Source organism: Cytobacillus mangrovibacter, assembly GCF_042865275.1.
Lineage (GTDB): Bacteria > Bacillota > Bacilli > Bacillales > Cytobacillaceae > Cytobacillus > Cytobacillus mangrovibacter.
Genome location: NZ_JBIACJ010000004.1, coordinates 113,198 through 136,618, shown reverse-complemented (window position 1 = coordinate 136,618; position 23,421 = coordinate 113,198). Strand labels below are relative to the sequence as shown.

General features: G+C 38.4%; 22 protein-coding genes. All 22 read right to left on the bottom strand.

Going from position 1 to position 23,421, the window contains the following annotated elements:
* Positions 1–29: 29 nt before the first annotated feature.
* The 22 genes from ACFYKT_RS09195 to ACFYKT_RS09090 all read right to left on the bottom strand — a co-directional run bounded on the left by ACFYKT_RS09195 (position 30) and on the right by ACFYKT_RS09090 (position 23,286).
* Positions 30–1,952 (bottom strand): flagellin N-terminal helical domain-containing protein, encoded by a 1,923-nt coding sequence (locus ACFYKT_RS09195; protein WP_389219183.1) that lies wholly within the window; start codon positions 1,950–1,952, stop codon positions 30–32.
* 259 nt (positions 1,953–2,211) lie between these two features.
* Entirely contained in the window at positions 2,212–2,985 is a 774-nt protein-coding gene (locus ACFYKT_RS09190) for a hypothetical protein (RefSeq protein ID WP_389218614.1), read from the bottom strand.
* Positions 2,986–2,999: 14 nt separating this feature from the next.
* On the bottom strand, positions 3,000–3,857 hold the full coding sequence (locus ACFYKT_RS09185) for a tyrosine-type recombinase/integrase (RefSeq protein ID WP_389219181.1): 858 nt from the start codon (positions 3,855–3,857) through the stop codon (positions 3,000–3,002).
* Between the two features lie 139 nt (positions 3,858–3,996).
* Positions 3,997–6,585: a hypothetical protein gene (locus ACFYKT_RS09180; protein WP_389218612.1), complete on the bottom strand. Its 2,589-nt coding sequence runs from the start codon at positions 6,583–6,585 to the stop codon at positions 3,997–3,999.
* A 97-nt stretch (positions 6,586–6,682) separates the two neighbouring features.
* Positions 6,683–7,165, bottom strand: coding sequence for a hypothetical protein (locus ACFYKT_RS09175; protein WP_389218609.1), 483 nt, complete (start codon positions 7,163–7,165; stop codon positions 6,683–6,685).
* 595 nt (positions 7,166–7,760) lie between these two features.
* On the bottom strand, positions 7,761–8,066 hold the full coding sequence (locus ACFYKT_RS09170) for a DUF960 family protein (protein WP_389218606.1): 306 nt from the start codon (positions 8,064–8,066) through the stop codon (positions 7,761–7,763).
* Between the two features lie 13 nt (positions 8,067–8,079).
* Positions 8,080–8,952, bottom strand: coding sequence for a tyrosine-type recombinase/integrase (locus ACFYKT_RS09165; RefSeq protein ID WP_389219179.1), 873 nt, complete (start codon positions 8,950–8,952; stop codon positions 8,080–8,082).
* Positions 8,953–9,213: 261 nt separating this feature from the next.
* On the bottom strand, positions 9,214–9,516 hold the full coding sequence (locus ACFYKT_RS09160) for a hypothetical protein (RefSeq protein WP_389218604.1): 303 nt from the start codon (positions 9,514–9,516) through the stop codon (positions 9,214–9,216).
* A 14-nt stretch (positions 9,517–9,530) separates the two neighbouring features.
* Positions 9,531–9,983 carry a JAB domain-containing protein gene (locus tag ACFYKT_RS09155; protein WP_389218602.1) on the bottom strand — a complete coding sequence of 151 codons (453 nt, stop codon included), beginning with the start codon at positions 9,981–9,983 and terminating at the stop codon, positions 9,531–9,533.
* A gap of 243 nt (positions 9,984–10,226) precedes the next feature.
* The gene (locus ACFYKT_RS09150; RefSeq protein ID WP_389218599.1) at positions 10,227–10,472 is read right to left on the bottom strand and encodes a hypothetical protein; all 246 of its coding nucleotides are present in this window, start codon (positions 10,470–10,472) and stop codon (positions 10,227–10,229) included.
* A 74-nt stretch (positions 10,473–10,546) separates the two neighbouring features.
* Positions 10,547–12,253 carry a flagellin N-terminal helical domain-containing protein gene (locus tag ACFYKT_RS09145; RefSeq protein WP_389218597.1) on the bottom strand — a complete coding sequence of 569 codons (1,707 nt, stop codon included), beginning with the start codon at positions 12,251–12,253 and terminating at the stop codon, positions 10,547–10,549.
* A 140-nt stretch (positions 12,254–12,393) separates the two neighbouring features.
* A complete protein-coding gene (csrA, locus tag ACFYKT_RS09140; protein WP_389218594.1) occupies positions 12,394–12,627 on the bottom strand; it encodes a carbon storage regulator CsrA in 234 nt (77 codons plus the stop codon).
* A 6-nt stretch (positions 12,628–12,633) separates the two neighbouring features.
* On the bottom strand, positions 12,634–13,080 hold the full coding sequence (gene fliW, locus ACFYKT_RS09135; RefSeq protein ID WP_389218591.1) for a flagellar assembly protein FliW: 447 nt from the start codon (positions 13,078–13,080) through the stop codon (positions 12,634–12,636).
* Positions 13,081–13,196: 116 nt separating this feature from the next.
* The gene (flgL, locus tag ACFYKT_RS09130) at positions 13,197–14,327 is read right to left on the bottom strand and encodes a flagellar hook-associated protein FlgL (protein ID WP_389218588.1); all 1,131 of its coding nucleotides are present in this window, start codon (positions 14,325–14,327) and stop codon (positions 13,197–13,199) included.
* Between the two features lie 12 nt (positions 14,328–14,339).
* Positions 14,340–16,361 carry a flagellar hook-associated protein FlgK gene (gene flgK, locus ACFYKT_RS09125; RefSeq protein ID WP_389218585.1) on the bottom strand — a complete coding sequence of 674 codons (2,022 nt, stop codon included), beginning with the start codon at positions 16,359–16,361 and terminating at the stop codon, positions 14,340–14,342.
* A gap of 15 nt (positions 16,362–16,376) precedes the next feature.
* Positions 16,377–16,865: a flagellar protein FlgN gene (locus ACFYKT_RS09120; protein ID WP_389218582.1), complete on the bottom strand. Its 489-nt coding sequence runs from the start codon at positions 16,863–16,865 to the stop codon at positions 16,377–16,379.
* Between the two features lie 20 nt (positions 16,866–16,885).
* Positions 16,886–17,149, bottom strand: a complete 264-nt coding sequence (gene flgM / locus ACFYKT_RS09115) for a flagellar biosynthesis anti-sigma factor FlgM (RefSeq protein ID WP_389218579.1) — start codon at positions 17,147–17,149, stop codon at positions 16,886–16,888.
* A 144-nt stretch (positions 17,150–17,293) separates the two neighbouring features.
* Complete coding sequence (locus ACFYKT_RS09110; RefSeq protein WP_389218577.1) at positions 17,294–17,731, bottom strand: YaaR family protein; 438 nt, start codon at positions 17,729–17,731, stop codon at positions 17,294–17,296.
* A 113-nt stretch (positions 17,732–17,844) separates the two neighbouring features.
* A complete protein-coding gene (locus ACFYKT_RS09105) occupies positions 17,845–19,578 on the bottom strand; it encodes a flagellin N-terminal helical domain-containing protein (RefSeq protein ID WP_389218574.1) in 1,734 nt (577 codons plus the stop codon).
* Between the two features lie 21 nt (positions 19,579–19,599).
* On the bottom strand, positions 19,600–20,022 hold the full coding sequence (gene fliS / locus ACFYKT_RS09100; protein ID WP_389218571.1) for a flagellar export chaperone FliS: 423 nt from the start codon (positions 20,020–20,022) through the stop codon (positions 19,600–19,602).
* 82 nt (positions 20,023–20,104) lie between these two features.
* The gene (locus tag ACFYKT_RS09095; protein WP_389219177.1) at positions 20,105–20,404 is read right to left on the bottom strand and encodes an EscU/YscU/HrcU family type III secretion system export apparatus switch protein; all 300 of its coding nucleotides are present in this window, start codon (positions 20,402–20,404) and stop codon (positions 20,105–20,107) included.
* Positions 20,404–23,286 carry a hypothetical protein gene (locus ACFYKT_RS09090; protein ID WP_389218568.1) on the bottom strand — a complete coding sequence of 961 codons (2,883 nt, stop codon included), beginning with the start codon at positions 23,284–23,286 and terminating at the stop codon, positions 20,404–20,406. The genes ACFYKT_RS09095 and ACFYKT_RS09090 overlap by 1 nt, the downstream gene beginning before the upstream one ends.
* Between the last annotated feature and the right edge of the window lie 135 nt (positions 23,287–23,421).

The following is a 23,421-nucleotide window of genomic DNA, read 5'->3' as shown; positions in this document are numbered from 1 at the left end:
TGCCAAGGGCTTTTAATAAATTTATCAAATTAACGAAGAAGTTGTAATACTCCTTGTGGTTGCTGGTTCGCTTGAGCCAACATTGCTTGTGCTGCTTGCGAAAGAATAGAATTCTTAGTTTGGTTCATCATTTCTTTCGCCATGTCTACGTCACGAATACGAGATTCCGCAGCAGTTAGGTTTTCAGAAGATGTACCTAAGTTGTTAATTGTATGGTCTAAGCGATTTGTATAAGAACCTAATTTAGAACGTTCTTCAGAAACTTTGTTAATGGCTTTATCTAGTACCTCAATTGCAGCAGTTGCAGTTTCAACAGATGATACATCAAGTGAAGCTTCCACATTACTATTATTAGTACCGTTAGTAACATTATTAGCTCCTGCGAATTTTGAATTAGCTACTACACCTTGTGCTGCATCTGCAGAACCAGAAATTCCTAGTGATTTTGCTCTCATATCGCTAATTGAAATACTCATTGTTTGTGCATTATTTGCACCAATTTGCATTTTTAAGTCATCAGAATTGCCATTGCTACCTGCATCTGTAACATCTGTACCATCAAATCCTAAAGCTGAAGCACCTGCAGCATACTGACCTGAAGTATCTATAGTCACTGATCCAGCAGTTCCTTCTTCTCCACTACTAATTTTAAGTGCATTACCACTAGTTAATTCTACATTAACATCTTTTCCAGAATATTGAGTGTTAATTTCGGATTCAATTAAACTTGCAATTTGATCTTTACTATAAGTACCTGCACCAAGTGTTACATCAACATTATTACCTTCTACAACAAAACGCATAGTATTATTCGTATCTTTACCATTAGTAATTGTTGCATTTGTAAAACCTAAAGCCTGTGCAGCTGTACCACCAAAGTTACTGAATGTTCCAGTAGATCCGGCATTTTCATTTACAACTTTTAATCTATTACCTTCTTTTGTTATAGATACACCCGCCCCACCTACTTGTGTATCGAGTGCAGTATTTAACTCAGTTACTAGATCATCAATACTTTTCGTTCCAGCTGATAACGTAATTGACTTCGATACTCCACCAACATCAAATGTTAGTGTTCGATTGTCATCAAGGCCAGCTACTTTTTCAGCTGTAGTACTCCAGTCAGCTCCAAACAATGCTGTAGCAGCTCCACCACCTATAATCTCTACAGAACCATCAGAACCAGCATTATTTGATTTAATTGAGATTTTACCATCTTTTATTTCAGCTGTTGCATTTGCTCCAGCAGCAGATAATTTGGCATTGATATCACTTATCAAAGCAGTACCTGTTGTTGTCCCTGATGTTGTATCAGCTAGTGCATTAGCACCGCTTAATTGATAAGTTGTTCCATCAACTTTAAGAACCAATTCGTTAAACCCAGTCTCTATATCCTGAGACATTGTAATAGTTCCTGCTAAACCATTAGATAAATCAGCTGCAGTAGCACTTTTTGCAGTTACATTTGCATTAGTGTCCGCAGTAAATGATAAAGAAGCTGGTAAAGTTGCTGTTAAAACCTCAGCTTTTTTATCAGTAGCAATGATTTCAACTGTTGCTGATAATTGATTTGAACCTTGTGCAAATGCACTATATTTATCTGAAACAGAAACAGAACCATCTAATAAATTCTTAGTGTTAAATTGTGTCGTATTACCGATACGGTTGACTTCTGAAGTTAACTGTTTAATTTCAGATTGAATTGCATTACGGTCATCACTATTGTTAGTGTCGTTAGCAGCTTGTACAGCTAATTCACGCATACGTTGAAGAATATTTTGTGTTTCGTTTAAGGCACCTTCAGCAGTTTGTACTAAAGAAATACCATCTTGTGCATTTTTAGAAGCCTGGTCCAAACCACGAACCTGTGCACGCATTTTCTCAGAGATTGCTAGACCTGCTGCATCATCTCCAGCTTTGTTAATACGAAGCCCAGAAGATAATTTCTCCATAGATTTTGATTGTGCACCTGCCGCACTGTTCAACTGACGAAAAGCAACCTCCAAAATCAAAAATCTCCCTATTCAAGAAACCTATGTGACTCAAGGAAATTACAGAAAGTGAAGGTACATCATTAGGAAAACCATATTTAATGGAAAGAACCAGTTCCAAAACATTAGGAAATCATAAAAAAATGGAAGAATGAAAAACAGCAGTTCATTAGGAAACCATTAGAACTGTTCTTCATTTCCTCCATTTGTAATCCATTGGCTAGGCATTTTGCTGTAATAGTGTCTCAACTTCTCGCTCATAACCATACTTCTGGAAGAACTCAATCAATGCTACCTCAAAAATCTCTCGCTGATTGATGTTCTTTTCCTTGCTAAAATCTCGAACCATTAAGTCTAATGTGTTCGTCATGTGAACGGATTTTGTAACGAACGTACCTGATAATGTAAAGCGTGGGATTTGTCCTGACGCTACTGTCGCTCCTAAAAGGCTTTGTAAGCCTTCCTTGTTCATTGCTAACCATTCAAGTAAAGGCAGGAATTGTTCAACACCTCCAAAGCCAATAGAATGAGAATCCTCTAATGAAGCGTCATTACTGCCAGTAGAAATACCCTCCTCATCACTAGGCATTGTTGAGGAAGCAGAGAGATAATTCCTTGCTTCCTGTGACCATTCAAACCCTTTTGATTTCATATAAGAAGCCATTTCTAAATGACTTTGGAATCCTACCTTCAATGCAACCTCCTTTAAATCCGCTCCTTCTTTATTCAATTCCATTACAATTCTTCGAACTCTATCGGATGGAAAATTCACTATTGTTTCAATTGACGCTTTTCTAGCATCTGCTGGTATATACGTTCCTTTTTTCTTGTCCCAAACAAAATTCTTACGACTCATATAGCTATCCATTGAGCGGTAGGTTGCATACTGAAACTGTTCAGCTACTTCTTCCCTAGAAAAACCATCACCTAATAATTGCAGTATCTTTTTAACCTTATCTTCATAAATCGGTTGTAATACTTCTGCATTAGCCATTAGTTATCCCTCCTTTACAGCGTGTTAACTGCATCTTTCAAATCATCCATGTTGCTATGAACATAAATACTCGTTGTTTTTAAACTGCTATGACCAAGCAACTTTGAAATCTTAACTAAGTGAACATCGTTTTGAACAAGCTTAGAAGCAAAAGAATGACGAAGAATGTGTGCAGTTACATTCTTTTTCCATCCTAATGCTTGATTCGTATCCCTAAATACCTTTGCTACCCTAGTTTTTGAAAGTGTACCTGTATTTCTTGTGGCAAAGAAATAGTCTGAGTTCACTCTCCAATTCTCTGTATAATCCACAAGCAACTCCTTTAATTTTGAGTTGATTGGAACAAAGCGGTCTTTGTTTCCCTTTCCATGCCTAATGTGAATTAGATTTCCTTCTAAATCGACATCATCCACTTGAAGGTGTAGACATTCCGAAATACGCATTCCAGTATAATAAAGAGTTTGTGCCACTAAACGAATCAATTTGTGTTGTATAGCATCCACAAACTGATTGACCTCTTTTTCAGAAAGATACTGCCGCTCTTTTTGTTGGCATTTGATTGGCTCTAGTCTTGCTGTAACATTCTTGTCGCACCATTCGCTTTTGTAGGCATAGCCAAAGAATGACCGCATGCTTCCTAACACACGTTTCCTACTAATCGGTTGGTAACCTTTGACCTCTTTTAGATAATATAGATACTCCTCCACATCTTCTTGTATAATATCCTCAAGATAAACTGGACTGTTGTACTTCACTTCAAGATAACGGTTCAAAAGCATCAAATCCTCATGATAGGCTTTAATAGTAACTGGACTCCGTTCAATGTTTGCTTGATATTTTCCAAACTGTTCAACCGATTCCATGAATAACATATCAATATCCCCTTTCTGATTAATCAAGGTAATAATATAATTTTGGATTCTTGTTTTGATTCGGGTAAAAGTAGCCTCACATAGCGTCAGTAGCAACCCTATTTCCGTTACTGACGCTACTGTTAGTACAAGTAGATGATTACCAATCAAATTCATCGTAACCTTCTGAAAGTTCAATATCTGTGATTCCATTTGAATCAGTTCCTGTAAGCTTCAACTTCCCTTGTTGAGGACGAATTGGGACAACATTGCTACCAGACTTTTGAATAGAAATCTTTTTGAAATCCCCTGCGTGTCGGATTTCAAATGTAATCCCTACATCTTCTAAATTGGACTTCACTTCTTTTAGCCTTCTGCTTAATATGTGAGCCGCTTTCGGGAAGTTTTTGACTTTGGTATTAATTTTTTCATGTTCGGCTATACGTTCTAGTTCACTTAACAAACTTGAAATGGAACCTGACCAAGTTTGATTATTTCTCATAAGAGCAACAATTGTAGCTGCTACAGGATGTGAAGAAATGGCTTCTTCATTGGATTGATTACGATTTTTACGATAGGCTTGTAAAAATCGTTCTCCTCCAATACCTAAGGCTTCCGCTATCGCATAGCCCCAGTGAGTAAAATCTGCCATTCTAGGAAGCTTGTCTAATTTTACATTAGGGAAAATTTTCATAGCATCTGCCAGAGCCTGCAGTGCTCCACCTACAATACAAGCTCTATCCTTTTCAAATGCTTCCCACACTTCTCGTTCTTCCTTCCGTTCATTTTCTGGAATACGGTCTAATTCAATAATGATGGAACGGTCTATCAAATCAGCCCTTGTAACCACTACATTGATACCTGTCAATACAACACAACGCCGAAGTTCAAGTAGTGTTTCATCATCGTCTGTGAATAATGTTCTCTTACTAAATGCACCACCTGTAGAGGTAATACATAAAAGGTCGCTTTTTTCAGCTGACAGACCATCCAAGTTATCAAAAGATGGCATATAGTTATTAGCTAAAGATATCGCCAAATCTTGTAAACTATTAGGCATCGTTAACAAATCTTGTACGGCTGGGTCAACGACTTGTCGTGTTAATCTCATAGAGGTGGACTTGGACGCTCCTTTTTCCCCACTGAATACAAGTACAGCATGAGGAATACTCGGAATAAGGCATGTCACGAGATAGATGAGATAAAGAATTTGGTCATCTTCATTTTTTATTCGTACATGATTTAGTATTTTTTTTAAATTTCTTCTAAAATCACCTGTAAAATCAGGCAATACTTGTGCTTTCATATTCTTATTGCGAGTAAAGAGAATTGGGGGTTCATGCAATACATGACAAGTTCCATTCTCTACTTTTACAACACTCCAATCCTCATTTGCTAGGTCATAATAAAAAGCACCATTTTTTTCAGCTACTCGTAAATGTAAATGATGGTCATCTCCTTCAAAAGCAGCTTTCATTTCTATGACACCAAGTGCTTGATTCATTGCATCACTCGTTGGAGCTTTTTTCGTAGCATCATAATATTGCTTCGTTAGCCACATTTTGAATTTCTTACTCTTCACTTTTAATACTTCCCTATGACCCTTAATGGTTACCGCTGCAAAGGCTTCTCCCAAATCATTTTGGAAAAATTCAGCTTCATCACTTTCCCGAATCAAAATATCTGCTTGTGATTCCTTTTTTGATTCTTCTTCATTTGGTGATGGGTTCCAATTAGGTTCAAACTTCTTCCGTAGGGTTTGCCAATTTTCTTCTGAACAGCTATTATGATGGCATTTAGCCGCAATAGCCCCATTTTCAAACTGGATAATAACCGCACTTCTATTCGTATGACTTTCATTCCAAGGACAAGTTGATAGCACATACTTTGTTGCTGTCTTTTGCCATGGAGCGGAAAAAGCAACATCCAACCCATGTTTTTCAATAAATTCTTCGAGATTGAACCCTACTTCTGTATTGCTCTTTTTAGAAGTTGATTTTCCTTTGTGAGCAATGGATGGACACATGGAAGCTAAAGCCTGTAATTGTTCTATTGATACCACTTTCTGTTCTTTTGGATAAGACAGTATTTGAGATAACCGATGTGGTCGTTCATCTGTATGGTCACCTTTACAAGCCATCGTGCCATAGAGCTTCCAAATTCGAGCGGCATTGTAGACACCCTTATCGACATTGACTGTTTCATTACTAAACAGAAAATCTAATGCTTCTAATGCGGATTTGATAACCATGGTACTCTCATCATCGTTTGGAAGGTCAATAGGATATAATAGATGAGCACCGTTGCCGCTATCTGCTACAACAGGTTCGCTCCAGCCTTTTTCTGCCAAAAAATGTTGTACTTCTTTTGCCATTGCATGGGCAGCTTGGTGTTCTTCATCTGTTGATGAAATACCCTTTGGACGTTCGGGGTCAAAATCAATAGGAAACCAACGTCTGCATTCAATGTCCGCATCAGTTGTTGTCTGTTTAGCCCTTTGTACACTACGATTTGCCGCTCTTGAAAATAAGTCGGGCTTCACTGGATTTAGCGTAAAATAAATCGCTGGAACATTTCCATCGTATTCCTCAGCATCTTCAGCAAATCGTTGGGAATCGTTAAAGTAGCCACTAACTGTACCTTTTGTTGTTTTCAGGATACGTAATTCTGTTACATCGACTTCACGTTTTAAAATAGAAAGAGATTCAATAATCATTTCTTCTGTTGTTTTTGCTTCTGTATGTGTCATTTTTCGTTAGACTCCTTTTTATTTTGTCTCGTATAGCGTCAGTAAGGACTATAGCAACCATCGCCGCTATAGTCGGTACTGTTGCTTCGTTAGGGTATTACATGTCACCAAAGTCAATATCATCAACATTAAACAGTTGCTTCAGCATCTCACTTTCTTCATCATTCGATACCTTAGCTTGAGTACCATTACCTCTCTTTTGGATTCTTACAATATTGCTATAAACAACATCGTCACGTTCCACATTTTCAATCGTAGCTGTTACCTTCATACCTATTAGTGCATTAACGTCTAGCTCAACACCTTCCGCTGGAACAACATCTAAGTCATGAAGCATTTTCATAAATTTTCCTTTTTCAGACCATGTGATGGTTGGAGCGTAATACAAATAGACAAATTCACCATTCGGTTTAATAAATTCTACTTTGATATTAAGAGCATTCCGTTTTCCCGAATCGTGATAGATACTATCAAACTCTTTAACTTCTACCGAAAAAATTCTTCCATTATGCATCCCTTCTGATAAGTAATACTTGTTTCTGTCTGATTTTCGAATTAATAATGATTGACTTTTATTCACTTAATATCCCTCCTATTGAGATTTATTTTTTGAAATAAGTTTTAGTTATCTTTCTTACAAGAGACATACTAAAACATCCAAAAAAATAACACAAATCGACAAAATCCTTATTTATCAAGACTTCAAGCCACTTCAAAAAAATATTTTTCCAGACGTTTATACTTAGTCGTTAAGTCTCCCCGTTTGAAATTTTCAAATTCCAAATCATGATTTTTTACTTTTTTTCTTTTTTCTAGCTATCAATTTATCTTTCAAACGTTTAGGCTTAGTGACTAACCGATACCGCATGTCACAATTTAGACACATTTTATATTCAAAAATAATTCAAAGCACTAGGCAACCACTAAAGAACCTATCGTAGCGTCAGTAGCATCAAAGCGTCCCTACTTTCACTTCTGACTCTTCATTAGGAGGTCAAGAGGGTTTCAAAAAAAACAAGAACCTGCAATGGATTCTTGTTCATTATAGAAACAAATTGCTTCGCAATTTACCATCTATTCTTCTTGGACAATTCTTCTAAAGCGATCACTAAAATAGCACATACCACTTTTTTGATGATAAGAATATGCTTAGTATCCATCCCTTTCCCCTCCAATCAGTAGTCACTTGGAAACAGCATGATACAATGGGAACCAGCATCCATAATCCAAATAGTTATATCAATAGGTTGACTTGCTTCCAGTTCTAATCGTACAACCATTTCCATTGGTGGCTGTTCCTGCTTGTTTGTAATCCTTTGCATGTCACCGCTTCTTTGAAGATGAAACACTTGTAAGTAGTCCAATAGTTCCTGATTGTTCCTTCGGCTGTCCATTATTCTCCAAAGAAGTATCTGTATTTCATCACTTACGTTTGATGCTATTTTTTGCGTTGCATATCTTGGTTTGTCCCTTTCAAACATTTTCCCACCGCCCTTATAATAGATTGACCGCATCCATCTTCTCTTGCTTAGTCGTTTGGATGTAAAACCTTGCTGTCATATTCACAGTGGAATGTCCTGCCAGCTTGCTTACAGTTGTAAGGTCTACACCTTTTTTCAAAAGCCTTGTACAGAACGTATGACGAAACAAATGCGGATGTAATTTGAATCCTAGTTCTTTTGAAACCTTTGCTAACCAATCCCTCACTGCATCACGATGCATTTTTTCTGCCCGTTGGCTCACTAACAAATAGTCGCTATGGCTGAAATTAGACCCAGAACGCTCTTCCTTCACATACTCCCTTACTAATTGAAGCACATCCTGTCTAAGGCCGATTTCACGTCTCTTTCCGCCTTTTCCAATCACCGTCAATTGATTCGTCAGGAAGTCAATGTCTCCTATCTTGATTCCAACTAATTCGCTAACCCTTACACCCGTATAGAGCAGTAAATACACAATCAGCTTGTTACGAGTGCTAACTTTGCTTCTGTTTTCAACGTAAAATAGCAATTGTTCCACCTGTTCCTCCGAAAGAGCTTCTACATCGTCCTCACTTCCAGCAGCGATTTTAATTCTATCTCGTTTCAACTGAACGAATGATTCGCCTATGACTCCTTTGGTTCTTAGAAAATCGTTGTAAACCTTTAGGCTATTAATCTTTTTGTTAATCGTTGAAACAGCATAGCCCTCCTTCATCAGATGTTCCTTGTATCTCACAAATGAGAAGCGGGATAGGATTGGAACATCATTCAATTTCTCATGCAAATATGATTGGAATCCTTTGACATCGTTCACATAGGACTCGATTGTTTTGTCTGCTTTGCCCTCTGTAAAGAGCCATTGACTAAACTCAGCTATCTCCAAGATTGTTTCACCTCCAATAATGAAAAAAGGCTATTGATGTATGCAGTTATACACCAATAGCCTTTTACGTTTTTCTTGTATTCATTTCCCTATTCCTTTCCTAGCCAGCTCACGACAGTTATATAATAATGGCGGTAGTTTTTTCATACGAAAATCATTGCAGTTCTTTGCCGCTCATACGTCCTACAAATCATGATTCTATTCCTTTTAGTTTTGCCGTAAGATTGCAGAAAGAAATGTCGTGAATCTCGCTTTGAGGTTTAGCTAATCGACATACATCTCACAGGAAATTTGTTCCCCGTTCCTTATCCAAACTTCATAAAGTTTCTTTTTCGTTTTCTTGTCCAGTACATAACAAGCAATCCACTCATACCCTACATCATCCACATACGAAAGTGCTTCTATGAGCAATGGGTCAGGTAGCTTTTCTAAGTGTTCCGCTGGAATGAGTAAATCATCTACTTCTTCATGAAAGAAATCATAGGCTTCATAACCTATATCATCTTTTTTTACATCAATACCGAATGTACTTTTCATTGTTCCAACAAAACAGTCTAAATACATCATCTTCCTCTCTCCTTTCAAATGTATCCCTTTTCTTTAAGCGAAACGTATTCCCCATCACCCAGCACAATATGGTCAATGACATCAATACCAATGATTTTGCCTGCTTCTACTAATCTTTTGGTGACTTCCACATCTTCCCTGCTTTCAATGCTTTTCCCGCTGGGATGATTGTGCCCAACTAGAATTGAAGCAGCATTACTCAAAATGGCAGGCTTGAAGCATTCTCTTGGATGTACTATGCTTGCGTTTAGGCTTCCTATGTGACAAATATTGATTGCTGTTGGCTGATTTTTTGTGTCCAAGCAAACAACAACAAAGTATTCCCTGTCAACATCACCAAGGAATTGCTTCAACAATTGGTAGCCATCTTCAGGACTACGAACACAGCGATTCTTGTAAAGCATACTCGATTCCTTTACCAGCTTTAGGCTAACAATGTTCACACGTTTTGCAGATTGATTTTTCATGATTACGATTCCTCCTCCAAAATAGAAAAGGACTTCCCTCCGAAGAGAGAAGCCCTATTTTGACGAACATCATGTACATGTATGTTCAATATTATGATATATGCTTGTTATTCTAGTTGTTTCATCTACCCGTATTTCATAGATTGCACGATACTCAAATTTATGCTTTTGGTGACAGGTGTTGATGGCTTATGACTTGCCCACTATTACTTATGAAACAAGAAAAACGTCCCGTGTTTCCCGTTATTGCTCATATTCACAAATTCCTTTTAATATTCCCATTAATTCTAAGTAATTAGAGTCAACCCTGTAAGCCATGAAAAGATGTTGGCTAATTAGCTTTGTCTTTTCCGCAATACTAGTTTGCGGATATTTTTCTTCCAAATAAAGAGCAACCTTAGTTGCCCAAGCCACATATTCTTCTCGCACTGAAGTCTTATCAGTTTCCCTAAATATATTTCCTTCTTGAATTAACTGATTAGGATTCATTAGTTCGCCTCCTTTCAATTAAAAGTAGAAAAGAGACCCTAGCAAAACTAGAGTCCCTTCCAAATAATCTAAAATTAACGAAGAAGTTGTAAAACTCCTTGCGGTTGTTGGTTCGCTTGAGCCAACATTGCTTGTGCTGCTTGAGAAAGAATAGAGTTCTTAGTTTGTGCCATCATTTCTTTCGCCATATCTACGTCACGTACACGTGATTCCGCAGCTGTTAAGTTTTCAGAAGATGTGTTCAAGTTGTTTATAGTATGCTCTAAACGGTTTTGGTAAGCACCTAATGCAGAACGTTGACCTGAAACAGTCTTAATAGCATCATTAATAACAGTTATCGCTGAATCAGCTGCAGCTTGAGATGATACGTCGATACCCGCAACAGGTGCTGTAGCTCCTGCTGTTCTTCCGGAGATATCAAAAGTTCCTGTTTGATTAGCCGCAGCTCCTGTTACATCAACAGTTAGACCAGCATACGTGCCAGTTGTTGCAGTCGCAGCGCCATTTCCAGCTACAGAAAATGTTGTTCCACCAATGTCAATTGTTCCACCATAAGTATTTCCAGCTGTACCAGTAATACTGAATTGACTAGTTGCTACTCCATCGGCTTCTCCACTCATATCGTAATCAAATGATTGCGTTCCATCTGAAATGGTTACAACACTACCATTAACCGCAGTTGCAGCCCATGCTCCTGCTCCTCCACTATTTACATCTATTCCAATTTCTCCAATTGAAATATCTCCACTTTTCCCAATTGAGAAAGCTCCTGTATCATTACCAGATGTAATTCCAGCCATATCAATATCAAATGATTGCGTTCCATCTGAAATAGTTACTTTAGTACCATTAAATGCAGTCGCAGACCACGCTCCTGCTCCTCCACCATTTACATCTATTGATATGTCTGCGGCGTCATCAATTCCTGCAGCTCCACCTGCTTCAGTGTAGCTAATAGTCATATCTGCTAGGCTTCCAGTAAATCCAGAAATATTGGAAATTGTACCAGTGCTTGGTGCAGATGTAACTTCATAACTGTCAGTCCATGTTAATTCAATGTTACTTACATTCCCTGTAAAGCCAGTTGCACTAGATACATTTGAATCAGTAGAACCGTAAACTGTACTTGGGGTTACTGTTAAATTAGCAGTATTTACCGTCACACCTGTAGCATCTGCTCCAGCGTAAGTGCCTGTTGCAGAAATACTAACGTTAGAAGCTGTTCCAGTAACAGCGCTTGGTGTACCTCCCGTATATGTAGTCGTACCACCAGTACCTACTAATAACGTAGAGGCATCCATAGCATCAATTGAGATTTCAAGGCTTTGTCCAGCATTAGAACCAATATGGAATTTACCTGTAAAAGACCCATCTAATAAGCCTTGTGTATTGAATTCTGTGTTCTTTGCAATACGTGTTATTTCCTCAGCAAGCTGTGTAACTTCTTTTTGAATTTCAGTTCTATCATCGTTAGTATTTGTATCATTTGATGATTGAACAGCTAGTTCACGCATACGTTGAAGAATATCATGAGTCTCATTTAATGCACCTTCAGCCGTTTGAATTAAAGAAATGCCATCTTGAGCATTTTTTGAACCCATCTCTAATCCACGAATCTGCCCACGCATTTTTTCAGAGATTGCTAGACCCGCTGCATCATCCCCAGCTTTGTTAATTCGAAGACCGGAAGCTAATTTCTCCATAGATTTTGATTGTGCAGTCGATGCAGTATTCAACTGACGATAAGTATTCAACGCCGCAATATTATGATTAATTCTCATTTTAAATTTCCTCCTTGAATGTCGGGTTCACGTCCTTGTGAACCATCTGATTTTTCGGAGGGAAGCAAGTCGGCCGCCTTGGTTCCCTCTTACATTAGTAATATCGGAGGAAATTCAGGAGTGTTTACTGTTTTTCGAAATTATTTTTTGAAGTTCGACAGATTTTTTATGTTTGATAGTAAATTGGCTACGGAAGCGGTGGCTGCTTTGTTTTCGTGTTGGGTTTCTTCGTATAGTTCTTTACGAAGGATTTCGATATTTCTCGGTGCTTGGATACCGATTTTGACTTGGTCGTTGGCTAGGGCAACGATGGTGATTTCGATGTCATCGCCGATTTTGATGGTTTCGCCTTTTTTTCGGGATAGTACGAGCATGGCTGATCACTCCTTTGCAGCGATTGGTTCCTCTGCAAAGAGAGGATGCTTTGTTTGATAGTTTGTGTTATTCAGGATTACTTGCCTTGCTTTACGGTTTTTCTGATTAATGATGACAGGTGCTTGAAGATTGGCTGTTGATTGGCTGAATGGATCTTTTGGTGTTAGGATTACCAGCACTTGGACATCTGTTTCTTTTTCGAGCTGAAGACTTTCGACCATTGCATCCTCAAGTGTAAAATCATAGTCTTTCTTGAAAAAGAACGGATCTGTTACGATAAACGCAATAGCTTGATTGCTGATTGATTGTAGAACCTGAAATAAATTGTCCTCTGACAATGGGATTAAAATAAATTGTGTTTCTTCTGGAAAGCCGGGAATGCCTTTTTCAAAATAGAAAATGTCTTCAGGGGTAAATGACATTTCACCATGGTATTTTGTTTGTATTTTCATTTCATCATGTCCTTTTTTTCAGTATTGTAACATCCTGCATCCTTATTTCCTAATGCGATGGAGCACATCTTCTATCTAAAAAACCCTGTGAGTTCAATTCACAGGGCTTTCCTAATCTACCTCAAATAATCCATCAATGTTGGCTGGATTAGTCTTGCACCGACAGCCAAAGACGCTTTATGAAGATTTTCTTGGATGCTCAAGTCTATGATGACTTGTTCAAAATCAACATCTTCATTTTCCGAAACGGTTTTCTTGGCGATGACTTCCTGCTCAAGAAGGCGGTTTTGTACCATTTCCGCTCGATTGGTCCTCGCACCAAGTTCAGCTCTCGTTGAAACAACGTCATTCATCATTCGATCAAGGTGATCGAGGGTTTTATTCACGTCTTTTCCTTCAGTCGAAGGGTCATTCAACATTTTTTTCAATGATTCTAGGCCACTAAATAATTCAACGGAGAACGCTCCTTGTGGCTGAATATTGATTGGGATTTTAATTCCCTTCATAACTTCGATGGCAACATCTTCGGTGTTCTTGGAGACAGCACTTTCTTTCGAAATGACTAGTTTCTCTGCAGAAAGCGTCTTTTCAACATCTGTCATTTCCCCGTCACGATGCTCAATCGCTTCTTTGTATTGATACGTTACACGTTGAGTGTCTGGGTCAACGATCATTTTTTCACCACTTGCTGATACGAACGTATTATCAGAAGTATATTTAAATGTTTGGCCTTGGTAACTGATAACATATCCTTGCTTATCGGCTTCACCAACAAATTTACCAAAATCAACATTTAATTGATTTTCGTTAATCGGTTTCTTATCTGAGTCTGTTCCATTAAAAATGAAATTATCACCGACTTTTGCATTTCCTAATGCAACGAGATGCTCTTGTAAACGTTCAATTTCCTTCGCAATATTGCCGCGGGCTGTTGCGTCATAGCTGTCATTAGACCCTTGAACAGTTAGTTCACGAATTCGCTGAAGGACTTGTCCCGCTTCATTAAGGGTTGAATCTGCACTATCCATCCAGTTAAAGCCTTCATTTAAGTTTCGCTTAAATTGGGCAATTTCTGTTACTTGACTTCGGTAATGCATGCCCTTCATAGCAATAACAGGGTCATCAGATGGTTTAGAGATCTTCTTCCCTGACATCAATTGGTCATTCAAACTCGTTAACCGATTATAGTTTTGACTCAAATACTTCATATTGTTATTAATTAACATCCCTTGTGTAACGCGCATCATCGCTCACCTACCTTATCTTCCTACTACACCCATACCATTAATAATCTTATCAAGCATCTCATCAATCATCGTAATATTTCTTGCTGCTGCATTGTATGCATGCTGAAATTTAATCATATCTGTCATCTCTTCATCGAGAGATACACTACTAATGGACATTCGATTTTTGTCAACTGACTCGCTGAGCGTGGCAGATACTTCCACCATGCGGTTTGCTTCTGAAGCAATATCTCCTAATGTTCCAATCATCCCTTGGTAAAAGGTTTGGACATTTGTCAGGCTACCTCCATAATTAAGGATCGCATCCTTTACTTCAGCAAGCTTTAAAGCATTGGATCCATTTCCGATAAATGCTTCATCCGCAGATTTCACACCGTCAGCATTAAATTCGAATGACCACTCGTCTCCATTCTGTTGTGCACTCATACTAGAGAGGTCGATATTTACACCAAAAATACTGATGCTTTTTTCTGTTGAATCGATTTGTCCAGTATGGGATAATTCAGGATTGAGCGGCGTTCCGTTTGAATCTGCAGCTGTCAGTTTATACGACCATGCACCCGATTCATACTTCAATGAAATGTTTACCTTTTCTGCGTTATTGAAACCAGGTACAGCTGCTTCCGCGACAGTTTTATCATATATTCCTGAGATGATGGGATTACCAATCGTTCCACTATTTACAGTCGGTTTACGAACCATTACCCCTGATAACACATTTCCTTCAGCTGCTGCAGCGATATTATCAACATCATCCAAAATAGCCTGGGATACTCGAATATTGGCAGCAGCTCCTTTTGGGTTATCTGCCGAAAGCTGGAGTACACCAAATGAAAAGAAATCTTGTTGGACATCTGCACCATTTCGGATTTCATTCGGACTCCAGCCTGATTGATGCACGATATTAAATTGATTAGCATATGTAAAGGCCATGACATCTAAATCTGCAAGCATGTTATTATATAATCCTTCTACAGATTCCACACCATTCACATTGCTTTTATAACCATAACCTTCAATTAATCCTTTTAAATTCCCATTTGTGTTCAACTGAGAAAATGAGCTTAATTTATACACAGAGGATTGACTATTATCTGCATCAATTTGTGATAAACCTTTAAACCCTGGTTCATTGTCTTTCAACTCAAAGAACTTTATCTCTGCAACAGGACTATCCTGTTCCACACGATTATCATATTGAATATGGATTCCCGTTGCTGTCCCTGACGATGAATCAATCAGCTTAATTGGTCTGTTTCCTGAATCACGCAGGATTTCCCCCTGTGGTGTCGCCAAGTAAATATCGTAGAGGCCTTCCGCATTAGCAGAAGCCACACCTCCACTATGCTTCGGTTCAATTTTCACATTAACCATTGATGATAATTCATCGACGAGACGATCTCTCTGATCATATAAATCATTTGGCAAGTATCCATGTGGTTCAATCGAGCCAATTTGTTTATTTACTTGATTAATTTGACGGAGCAGTGAATTCATTCTTTGTTCAGTCACATTAATTTCATTTCTATAATCCTTTTGGATGGCTTTCATCGCATTGTGCATATAATTAAATGTATCTGCAACAGAGATTCCGCGCTGACGCACCACACGTCTTGCCCCGTTATTTTGTGGCTGAACGGCGAGATCCTGTAATGAATTCCAGAATTGATCAAGTGTACTAGCTAGTCCAGTATCTGAAGGCTCATTCATAATATTCTCCATTTGTGATGTCTGTTCCGCTTTCGCCTGCCAGTATCCTAGCTTACTAGTTTCGTTACGAAACTGCATATCAACAAATGAATCTCTTATTCTTTGAACATCACCAACTTGAACACCTGTACCCATTTGTCCAGGAATCTGTGGTCGATTGAAACCAACTGAAGGGAATGCCTCAGTTTGTAAAAAGTTCACTCTTTGTCTTGTATAGCCTGGTGTATTTGCATTGGCAATATTATGCCCAGTCGTATATAAAGCAGCCTGCTGTGTATTTATCCCTCGACGGGCAATCTCTAAGCCCTGAAAAGTTGAACGCATTGTTCACAACCTCCGTTATGCATTTGAATCAAAAATGGAGCGGCCCTCTTGCTCATAAGAACGCTGCTGATCTGGCCGCTCATAATTAAATGTATCCATATCAGGTTTTAATAAATCTAGCGACATTTGTACAAATGCCAATGACTGTTCTAATAGCTGCTGATTCAAGTCATTCTGTTTCTTTAAAGCTACCACTTGTTTGGTGAGCAGTGTTTGCAGATTCGTTAGCTTCTCACGATCCTCTTTCTCCATATAGGCTAAACAATCCCTTAGAGTTGGGTTTTCCATTGTTTGCTCATTAGCAGCGAGGAATAGGATCGTATGGTTTAATAAATCCTTTTGTTCATGATTGATTGACTTTATGAAATTCCGTTCCTCACTAGTGATCATTTTCAAAGCCTCTACATCCCCGCTTTTAATAACCTCCGTTTTTGAACGGGACTTATCGATCAGTTCAATATGCAGAGACAGTAGGTTTTCTAAAGATGTAATGATGTTTTCCACTGACAAAACGTCCACCTCGATTATTCATTATTCCAGAATGAATAGATCTTTCGTGCAACTTCTTCTGGATTTACTTTATATTCGCCGGATTCCACCTTGCTTTTTAGTTCATTCACCTTTTGCTGTCTTTCAATTTCTATTTGATTTCCGCCCTGCTGCAATTGCATAGCCTCTGTTGAGATTTCAAGCTGGTCTTTACGCTTTGGTGCCTGCATTTTATCTAATTTATCAATTTGCTTGTTATATGGATTCATGTTCATTGGTCTAATATTGTTGATTTTCACGATCCTCACCTCTTTCATCGTTATTTCCTATTATTGCCTACCTCGCCTATTCCGATTATATTTTCTATTTCTTATATCGGCATGATTGTGAATTTTTTTAGAAAGAATGCAAAAAAAGTACCCCTTTATCAAAAAAGCGGTACGTTACGTGTAGATATTGATGAGCAATCCTTTTATTTCGCCTATTTTGTTTAGGATATCTAAGCTATTCTTCTCTTTATCGAGGACTGTATTCGTTAAATCAATGAGTTTGCTGTCTACTTCTTTGACAATTTTATAGATTTTCGTTCGGCCACGGCGATTAAAGCCCCGCTGCTCTTCAAGCTGGAGTCCGTGCTGAACAGCTTCTTCCATGAATTCCTTCACCATTTTTTTGTATTTACGAAGATGGTCAACTGTTCGCTTTTCTGCAAGCACTTTCCCTTGGTCTTCAATTTCTGAGACCATTTTTGTTAGTCTTTCGTAGACGACATTTGTACGCCCTTTTGCCATTACCTCTTGGAAAGAAATGCTTTCTGTTGGCACACTCTGTTTACTCTTGATTCCTTCAAGACCCGTTTTCCCAACCTTCTGAACATCCATGCTTTTCCCACCTTTCTCATCGTATTCCATCAAATATTATTGTTATTTTAACATACTTGATACAGAAAAGAGAGGGTGCACCGTACGTATCGGGCACGCCTCTCTATATTAGATTAACGTTGAAGTAATTGTAAAATCCCTTGTGGCAATTGGTTTGCTTGAGCAAGCATCGCTTGAGCTGATTGGTTTAGAATATTATTCTTTGTGAACTCAGTCATTTCTAGCGCCATATCTGCATCTCTAATACGTGATTCAGAAGATGTTAGGTTTTCATGAGTTGTTTGCAAGTTGCTAATCGTATGCTCTAGACGGTTTTGTGTTGCTCCAAGTTTTGAACGAGTAGCTGAAATTTTGGTTACAGCTTGTTCAATTCGGAAGATCGCATCATTTGCATCTTGATGTGTCAGTACACTTAGTCCATCGATGCCCAACTTAACTGTGCTAAGCTCTGGAACGTCGATAAAGAGGCTTTGATCCGTATTCGCACCGATTTGGAAGCTTAGTGCTTTATTTGTAAGATCAAACTGTGATTCACCTTTTCGAGCATTTGCTCCAAATGTTAATTCAATTCCACCATGCTGTAAGATTCCGTTATTTGTTGTTAATTCCTTTTGGAAAGTGATTGGTGTTGATTGAGAACCAGGAATTGGGTCCCCATTTTCATCTGTCTGTACTTTTGAAACAGCAATCGTTAATTTATTCTCAATTTGCACCTTTGCTGTACCCGCTTGTGTAATTAAGCTCGTATCAATTTTTACTTGTTTGCCGTCAGCTGTGCCAATTGTTTCGATCGCATCCGGTCTATCTTTACCAATGACTGCAGCTTTTTTGCCAATTGAGAAGCCATTTGGATCGAATACTTCGATTGTTGCACTCTTGTTTCCATCTTTATCTACTTGGTAGTCGGAAGCAACGATTGTGTATTCACCGAGGGCGAGATCGTTGGTTTTAACATTGAATGTGCTCTGATGAGAACCATTAGTACTTGAAATCGTTGATAGATCTATCTCAAACCCTCCAACATCTAATTTAGAAGGTGACCATACACTAGGATCGTATGTAATACTATCAATTTGTCCCCAAATACCAGTGTCAGGATCCATACCTTCAACTATAATTTCCCTTGTACTCAGTGCAGTATCATTGTTCACAATAATTTCATATGATCCATCTTTTATTGAAGAATCAATTACCTTTGGAGATGTTCCGATTCCAGCTCCATCATTTATAAATGTACTTTCCTCAATCGCAATAACAGAAGCTGAGCTCACACCTGCTCCAGGCTGATTTAATTTATAAGTTAGTTCAGGATTGTTGATAACACCAATTTCATAACGACCAGTTGCGAGTGATGCATCAACTACTCTTGGTACCTGTTTAATATTCGTTTTTTCCATTTCGCCAACGATGTATTGTGTATCAGCTGCACTTGAACCGTCTAACAGCTTTCTTGTGTTGAATTCTGTTTTTGCAGCGATGCTGTCAATCTCTTTCGTTAATTGGTCAATTTCTAATTGAATCGCTTGGCGGTCAGATGTAGTATTTGTGTCATTAGCTGCTTGAATTGCTAATTCACGCATTCTTTGTAGCATAGAATGAACTTCTGTCATTGCTCCTTCTGCTGTTTGCATTAAAGAAACACCGTCTAAAGAATTACGTTCTGCTTGCTTTAAGCCACGGATCTGTGAACGCATTTTTTCAGAAATAGCTAGACCTGCCGCATCATCTGCTGCACGATTTATGCGAAGACCTGATGATAGTTTTTCTAAGTTTTTTGATGTGTTAAATTGGTTTTGGTATAGGTTACGGTATGCATTCAATGCTTGAATATTATGGTTGATTTTCATTCTCTATATCCCCTTTTTCACCTATTGATCAATTAAAACGTTTTTCTCGTATGCCATTGCTTTTTGTCTATTTGCATTTATTGGCTGCTTTGGTTTTTTCAATGCTTCATTCCATGCTTTCGATATGTCTTCAAGAATAGCAATCACTTCTTTTATTATCGAAGGATCCTTTGTGAGATTTGCTTCGAACAGCTTATCCGCTGAATAGTTATAGATTGCATCCAGCTGGTCAGAAACGATGCCTGCCTCATAGTTCAGTCCCGCTCCAAGCCTATGTAAAATATCATTTGCCTTTTGCAATTTTTGATTAGCGATAATGAAGTCCTTGCCATTAATATACTCGATTGCTTCTTCCAAACTAGTTATACAAGATTCATATAATAATGCCGTAATTTCTTGTGATGACTTTTGATAAATCATTTCTTTTGTTAAGAAGTCGGACACAGTGTGCGCACCTCCAAAATTCTCTACTGTTCCTTTTATCGGTTGAACTTTCCTAACTTTTAATAGTTTTGTAAATAGTTTTTTAGTAGTTCCTTTCCATTTCCTCAATCAACACAAGAATCTCTGCCATAACAGAGTAAAGCTGAGGAGGAATATTGTCTCCTAAGTCCATATCTAATAAGTTTGCAACAAGTGAGGAGTCTTCTTGCATATGGACATTATTTTTTTGAGCAAGTTCGATGATTTGTTGGGCTAACTGGCCTTTTCCTTGTGCGACAATGGTTGGTGATTTTCCAGTTTCTTCATCGTATTTAATAACAGCGGCTGAAGGGCCGTTGATTTCTTTGCGTCTTTTTTGATTGTAGTAATTGTTGGTAACCATCATATTTTGAAGTCCATTCCCTTCTCAGTGAAGACTGGTCTAGATTTCTTTACTCTACTTGTTTGTGTTTCTGACTCTTCTTGCAGAGTGGACTTTCCAGTACCTGAACTCATTCTCGTAAACTGAATGCTGCCTACGTTATATCCGACTTCTTTAAGCTTTTCTTTCGTAAATGATGCTAATGGCTCCATCCTTTCTTTAAAGCCTGGGAGATCATTTTTGATCGTAATCGATAAATTTCGGTCAGTTGTATTAAGCAGAATTCCAACATCGCCTAATTTTTTTGTTTCTAATAAAAAGTATAGATTACAGTTTTCCCAATCGACCTGCTGCCCTTCATTTTTCGAATTGATAAAGACTTGAAGGTTTTCAGGCTTTTCGCCAAGCATCATAGGAAGGTTGAAAAACATGCTTTGCAGCGTACCATTTGCATCAGATTTGCTTAATAATTGTTGGCCAGTGAGGTTTGTTAGAGCTTGTTCTGCCTGCTGGACCACTTTCGAATTTGTTTCCTCACCTTGTGTTAATTTCAAAAGTGCCGCTTTTAAATTTTGCTGTTGCTGCTGTTCTTGCAGCGATTGTTCGTTTTTCTGGAAGACAAGTGAGTTAGCTACATCACTGTCATGGTTAAGTCCAAGGGAACGAACCATTTCGAACATCTGCCTTGCTGATGGCTCCTGGTTAGCAAAGCCGCGTGCGGTGTCTCCAAATTGCGATAGCATTTGCTGTGAAGGGGAGCGATTTTCCAAGGCCATACTTTCCTTGTTAACGAAATGCATCATTTTTTGCTCAGTTGGCTTGAATATCAACTTGTCCACTAGTATTTTAACTTCACTAACAATTTTCCCTGCTTCAGCATGGTCCCCTTTTGAAAGGAGTTTTTTCGCTTCTGCTAATTGGGCGCTTGCCTGCATGAGCTGTTTTTCAGTTTTCATATCAGTGAGCAGCATCATTTCGCTTTTTAAAATGGCATTGTCCAGCTTGCTGATTGCCGTTTCTAGCATTTGTTTGGCTTGCGGATAGGCATTTTTCTTATATGTGTTAATTAAGTGCTCTACATTGTCTAGATTTCTCGAAATCTCTCGTTTCAACTCTCGAAAATCATGTGTTGCTTGAGCAAGCTTTTGAGTCACCTTCGTAACGATTATATCTTTTGATTGAATATTTAAAGATTGCAATTGCTCATTTATATCGTATTGCACGTCAAGTGTAGCCTTTTGGCTTGTAGTTGGTGCTGGTTCAGTTTTAGCCAATTCTTGTTCCATTTGTGTTAGCTCTTTTGTTATATTCTGCCGGGCTGCAATCTCACGACCTTTATCTTGCAGCTGGGTCGCATGATTAATGGCTTTTTCAGCCTTATCAATGGTTTTCAAATCAATATTCGGGTGACTCGTTATTTCTTTTCGTACTTGATTCAGAGCACGCTCTAGATCTGGTTCCTTCTGCAACTGCTTTAGTGCTTGTTTAATTAGTTCAGAAGGACGAATTTCATTTGTTTTTGTTTGATCTGTGCCTTCTGCGTTTTTAGCTGAATTACTTATCTGCTGATTGTTTATTGCAGACTGATCTTTTACATTTGAATTCGAACTATTTTTTGGTATCTTTGCTTGTGTTTCATTTTGTTTTAATAATGCTTCTACTTGCTCAAGTATCTTTGTAAGGCGTTCACGGCCCGCTTGGTCTAATTGGGTTGCTTGTTTAGCTAGACGTTCGATATCACGTACCAGTTCGGGATCGATTCGTTTATTATTAATTATTTGGTCTTGAACTTTTTGTAAGATTTTATTTATATCTGGCTCGGCTTGGGCCTGTGCACGGACCTGTTGGATGAATTCTCTTACTTGTTGTGCATCCTGCTTCAAAAGCTCGACTGCTGCCGGCTGTTGTTGTGCTTTTGATTGATCTGGTTGCTGCTCTATTTTCAACAGCTGTGCCTCCGCATTTTTCAAAGCTTGAATAAGACGGTCCTTTCCGATTGATTGCAGTTTTTCTGCTTCAAGGGCAGCTTTTTCAATTTTCTGTGCTGATTCACGGTCTATTTTGGGATTTTTAATAATATCTTCTCTTATTTGTTGAATTGCCTTTCTAAGATCTGGTTCTTTTTCTACGAACTCACGGCTATTTCGAACAAGTTCACTAACTTGTGCAGCAGTATTATCTTTTTTGATCCCTTCATTCGTGGGATTGCTTGCTGCTTGTGGCTGCACAACCTTAACAGGCTCAACTTCCTTAGCAGATGGCGTTGTACCTCTTTGAACAACCGGTTCCTGCTGACTTTTGCTAACAGTTTCTTTTGGCTCTAGTTTAAACTTCGGGTTAATTTCTTTTGCTAGATTAGATAGCACCTCATTTAATGGCTTGCCGTGTAAAGCTTCATGGACAGCACGAAGTTGAACCTGTGTTGCATCGAGTCTCTTATTTGCTAATGCTTTAACAGTTTCAATTTTTTCTTCGTTCGATCCCTGAGCTGTTTCCATAAATCCTTTCAGCCCATTAACAATTTCCTTCGAGATTGGCGCACCCTTATCTAATAGAATTTGCACAGACTGTTTCACGACTGGGCTTTCTTTTCCTGTTAGTCCGATGCTTTGTAGTATTTTTTCTTCACTAACTACCTGTGATCCAGCTTTCATATTGTCAGCTGCAATTGTTTTCACATTGACCATTTGTTCTTTTCGATCACTCACTAAAATAGTTACACGATTCCCTGATGGCACGCCATCTTCGAATTTAGCAAGCAGTTCTTTACCTTTTATTTGTAGAACCGCTTCATTATCTGTCAATTTTTCTTTTATCGTTGCTCTATATACTTCCCCTTCCTTCAGTTCAAAAGAACTTTCAGAAATGGGTAAATGATGATGTGAAGTTTGATTGACCTGCATATGTTCCACTCCCGTACAATGCTTTCTATAATGTTAATATCGGTATAGTTGCCATAATATTAACTAAAGCTTACTTGGATATTTCAGGAATCGGCCGTTGAACAATAGGTCTAATTATGCTTACAACACAAACGT

What these genes read in the sequence shown, in the direction of transcription:
- ACFYKT_RS09095 (WP_389219177.1), bottom strand. Translation starts at nt 20,404, where the DNA reads ATGGTTACCAACAATTACTACAATCAAAAAAGACGCAAAGAAATCAAC.
- ACFYKT_RS09155 (WP_389218602.1), bottom strand. Translation starts at nt 9,983, where the DNA reads ATGAAAAATCAATCTGCAAAACGTGTGAACATTGTTAGCCTAAAGCTG.
- csrA (WP_389218594.1), bottom strand. Translation starts at nt 12,627, where the DNA reads ATGCTCGTACTATCCCGAAAAAAAGGCGAAACCATCAAAATCGGCGAT.
- ACFYKT_RS09195 (WP_389219183.1), bottom strand. Translation starts at nt 1,952, where the DNA reads ATGGAGAAATTATCTTCTGGGCTTCGTATTAACAAAGCTGGAGATGAT.
- fliW (WP_389218591.1), bottom strand. Translation starts at nt 13,080, where the DNA reads ATGAAAATACAAACAAAATACCATGGTGAAATGTCATTTACCCCTGAA.
- ACFYKT_RS09170 (WP_389218606.1), bottom strand. Translation starts at nt 8,066, where the DNA reads ATGTTTGAAAGGGACAAACCAAGATATGCAACGCAAAAAATAGCATCA.
- ACFYKT_RS09090 (WP_389218568.1), bottom strand. Translation starts at nt 23,286, where the DNA reads ATGCAGGTCAATCAAACTTCACATCATCATTTACCCATTTCTGAAAGT.
- ACFYKT_RS09190 (WP_389218614.1), bottom strand. Translation starts at nt 2,985, where the DNA reads ATGGCTAATGCAGAAGTATTACAACCGATTTATGAAGATAAGGTTAAA.
- ACFYKT_RS09160 (WP_389218604.1), bottom strand. Translation starts at nt 9,516, where the DNA reads ATGATGTATTTAGACTGTTTTGTTGGAACAATGAAAAGTACATTCGGT.
- flgL (WP_389218588.1), bottom strand. Translation starts at nt 14,327, where the DNA reads ATGATGCGCGTTACACAAGGGATGTTAATTAATAACAATATGAAGTAT.
- ACFYKT_RS09110 (WP_389218577.1), bottom strand. Translation starts at nt 17,731, where the DNA reads ATGGATGTTCAGAAGGTTGGGAAAACGGGTCTTGAAGGAATCAAGAGT.
- ACFYKT_RS09150 (WP_389218599.1), bottom strand. Translation starts at nt 10,472, where the DNA reads ATGAATCCTAATCAGTTAATTCAAGAAGGAAATATATTTAGGGAAACT.
- flgK (WP_389218585.1), bottom strand. Translation starts at nt 16,361, where the DNA reads ATGCGTTCAACTTTTCAGGGCTTAGAGATTGCCCGTCGAGGGATAAAT.
- ACFYKT_RS09180 (WP_389218612.1), bottom strand. Translation starts at nt 6,585, where the DNA reads ATGACACATACAGAAGCAAAAACAACAGAAGAAATGATTATTGAATCT.
- ACFYKT_RS09185 (WP_389219181.1), bottom strand. Translation starts at nt 3,857, where the DNA reads ATGTTATTCATGGAATCGGTTGAACAGTTTGGAAAATATCAAGCAAAC.
- ACFYKT_RS09105 (WP_389218574.1), bottom strand. Translation starts at nt 19,578, where the DNA reads ATGAAAATCAACCATAATATTCAAGCATTGAATGCATACCGTAACCTA.
- ACFYKT_RS09145 (WP_389218597.1), bottom strand. Translation starts at nt 12,253, where the DNA reads ATGAGAATTAATCATAATATTGCGGCGTTGAATACTTATCGTCAGTTG.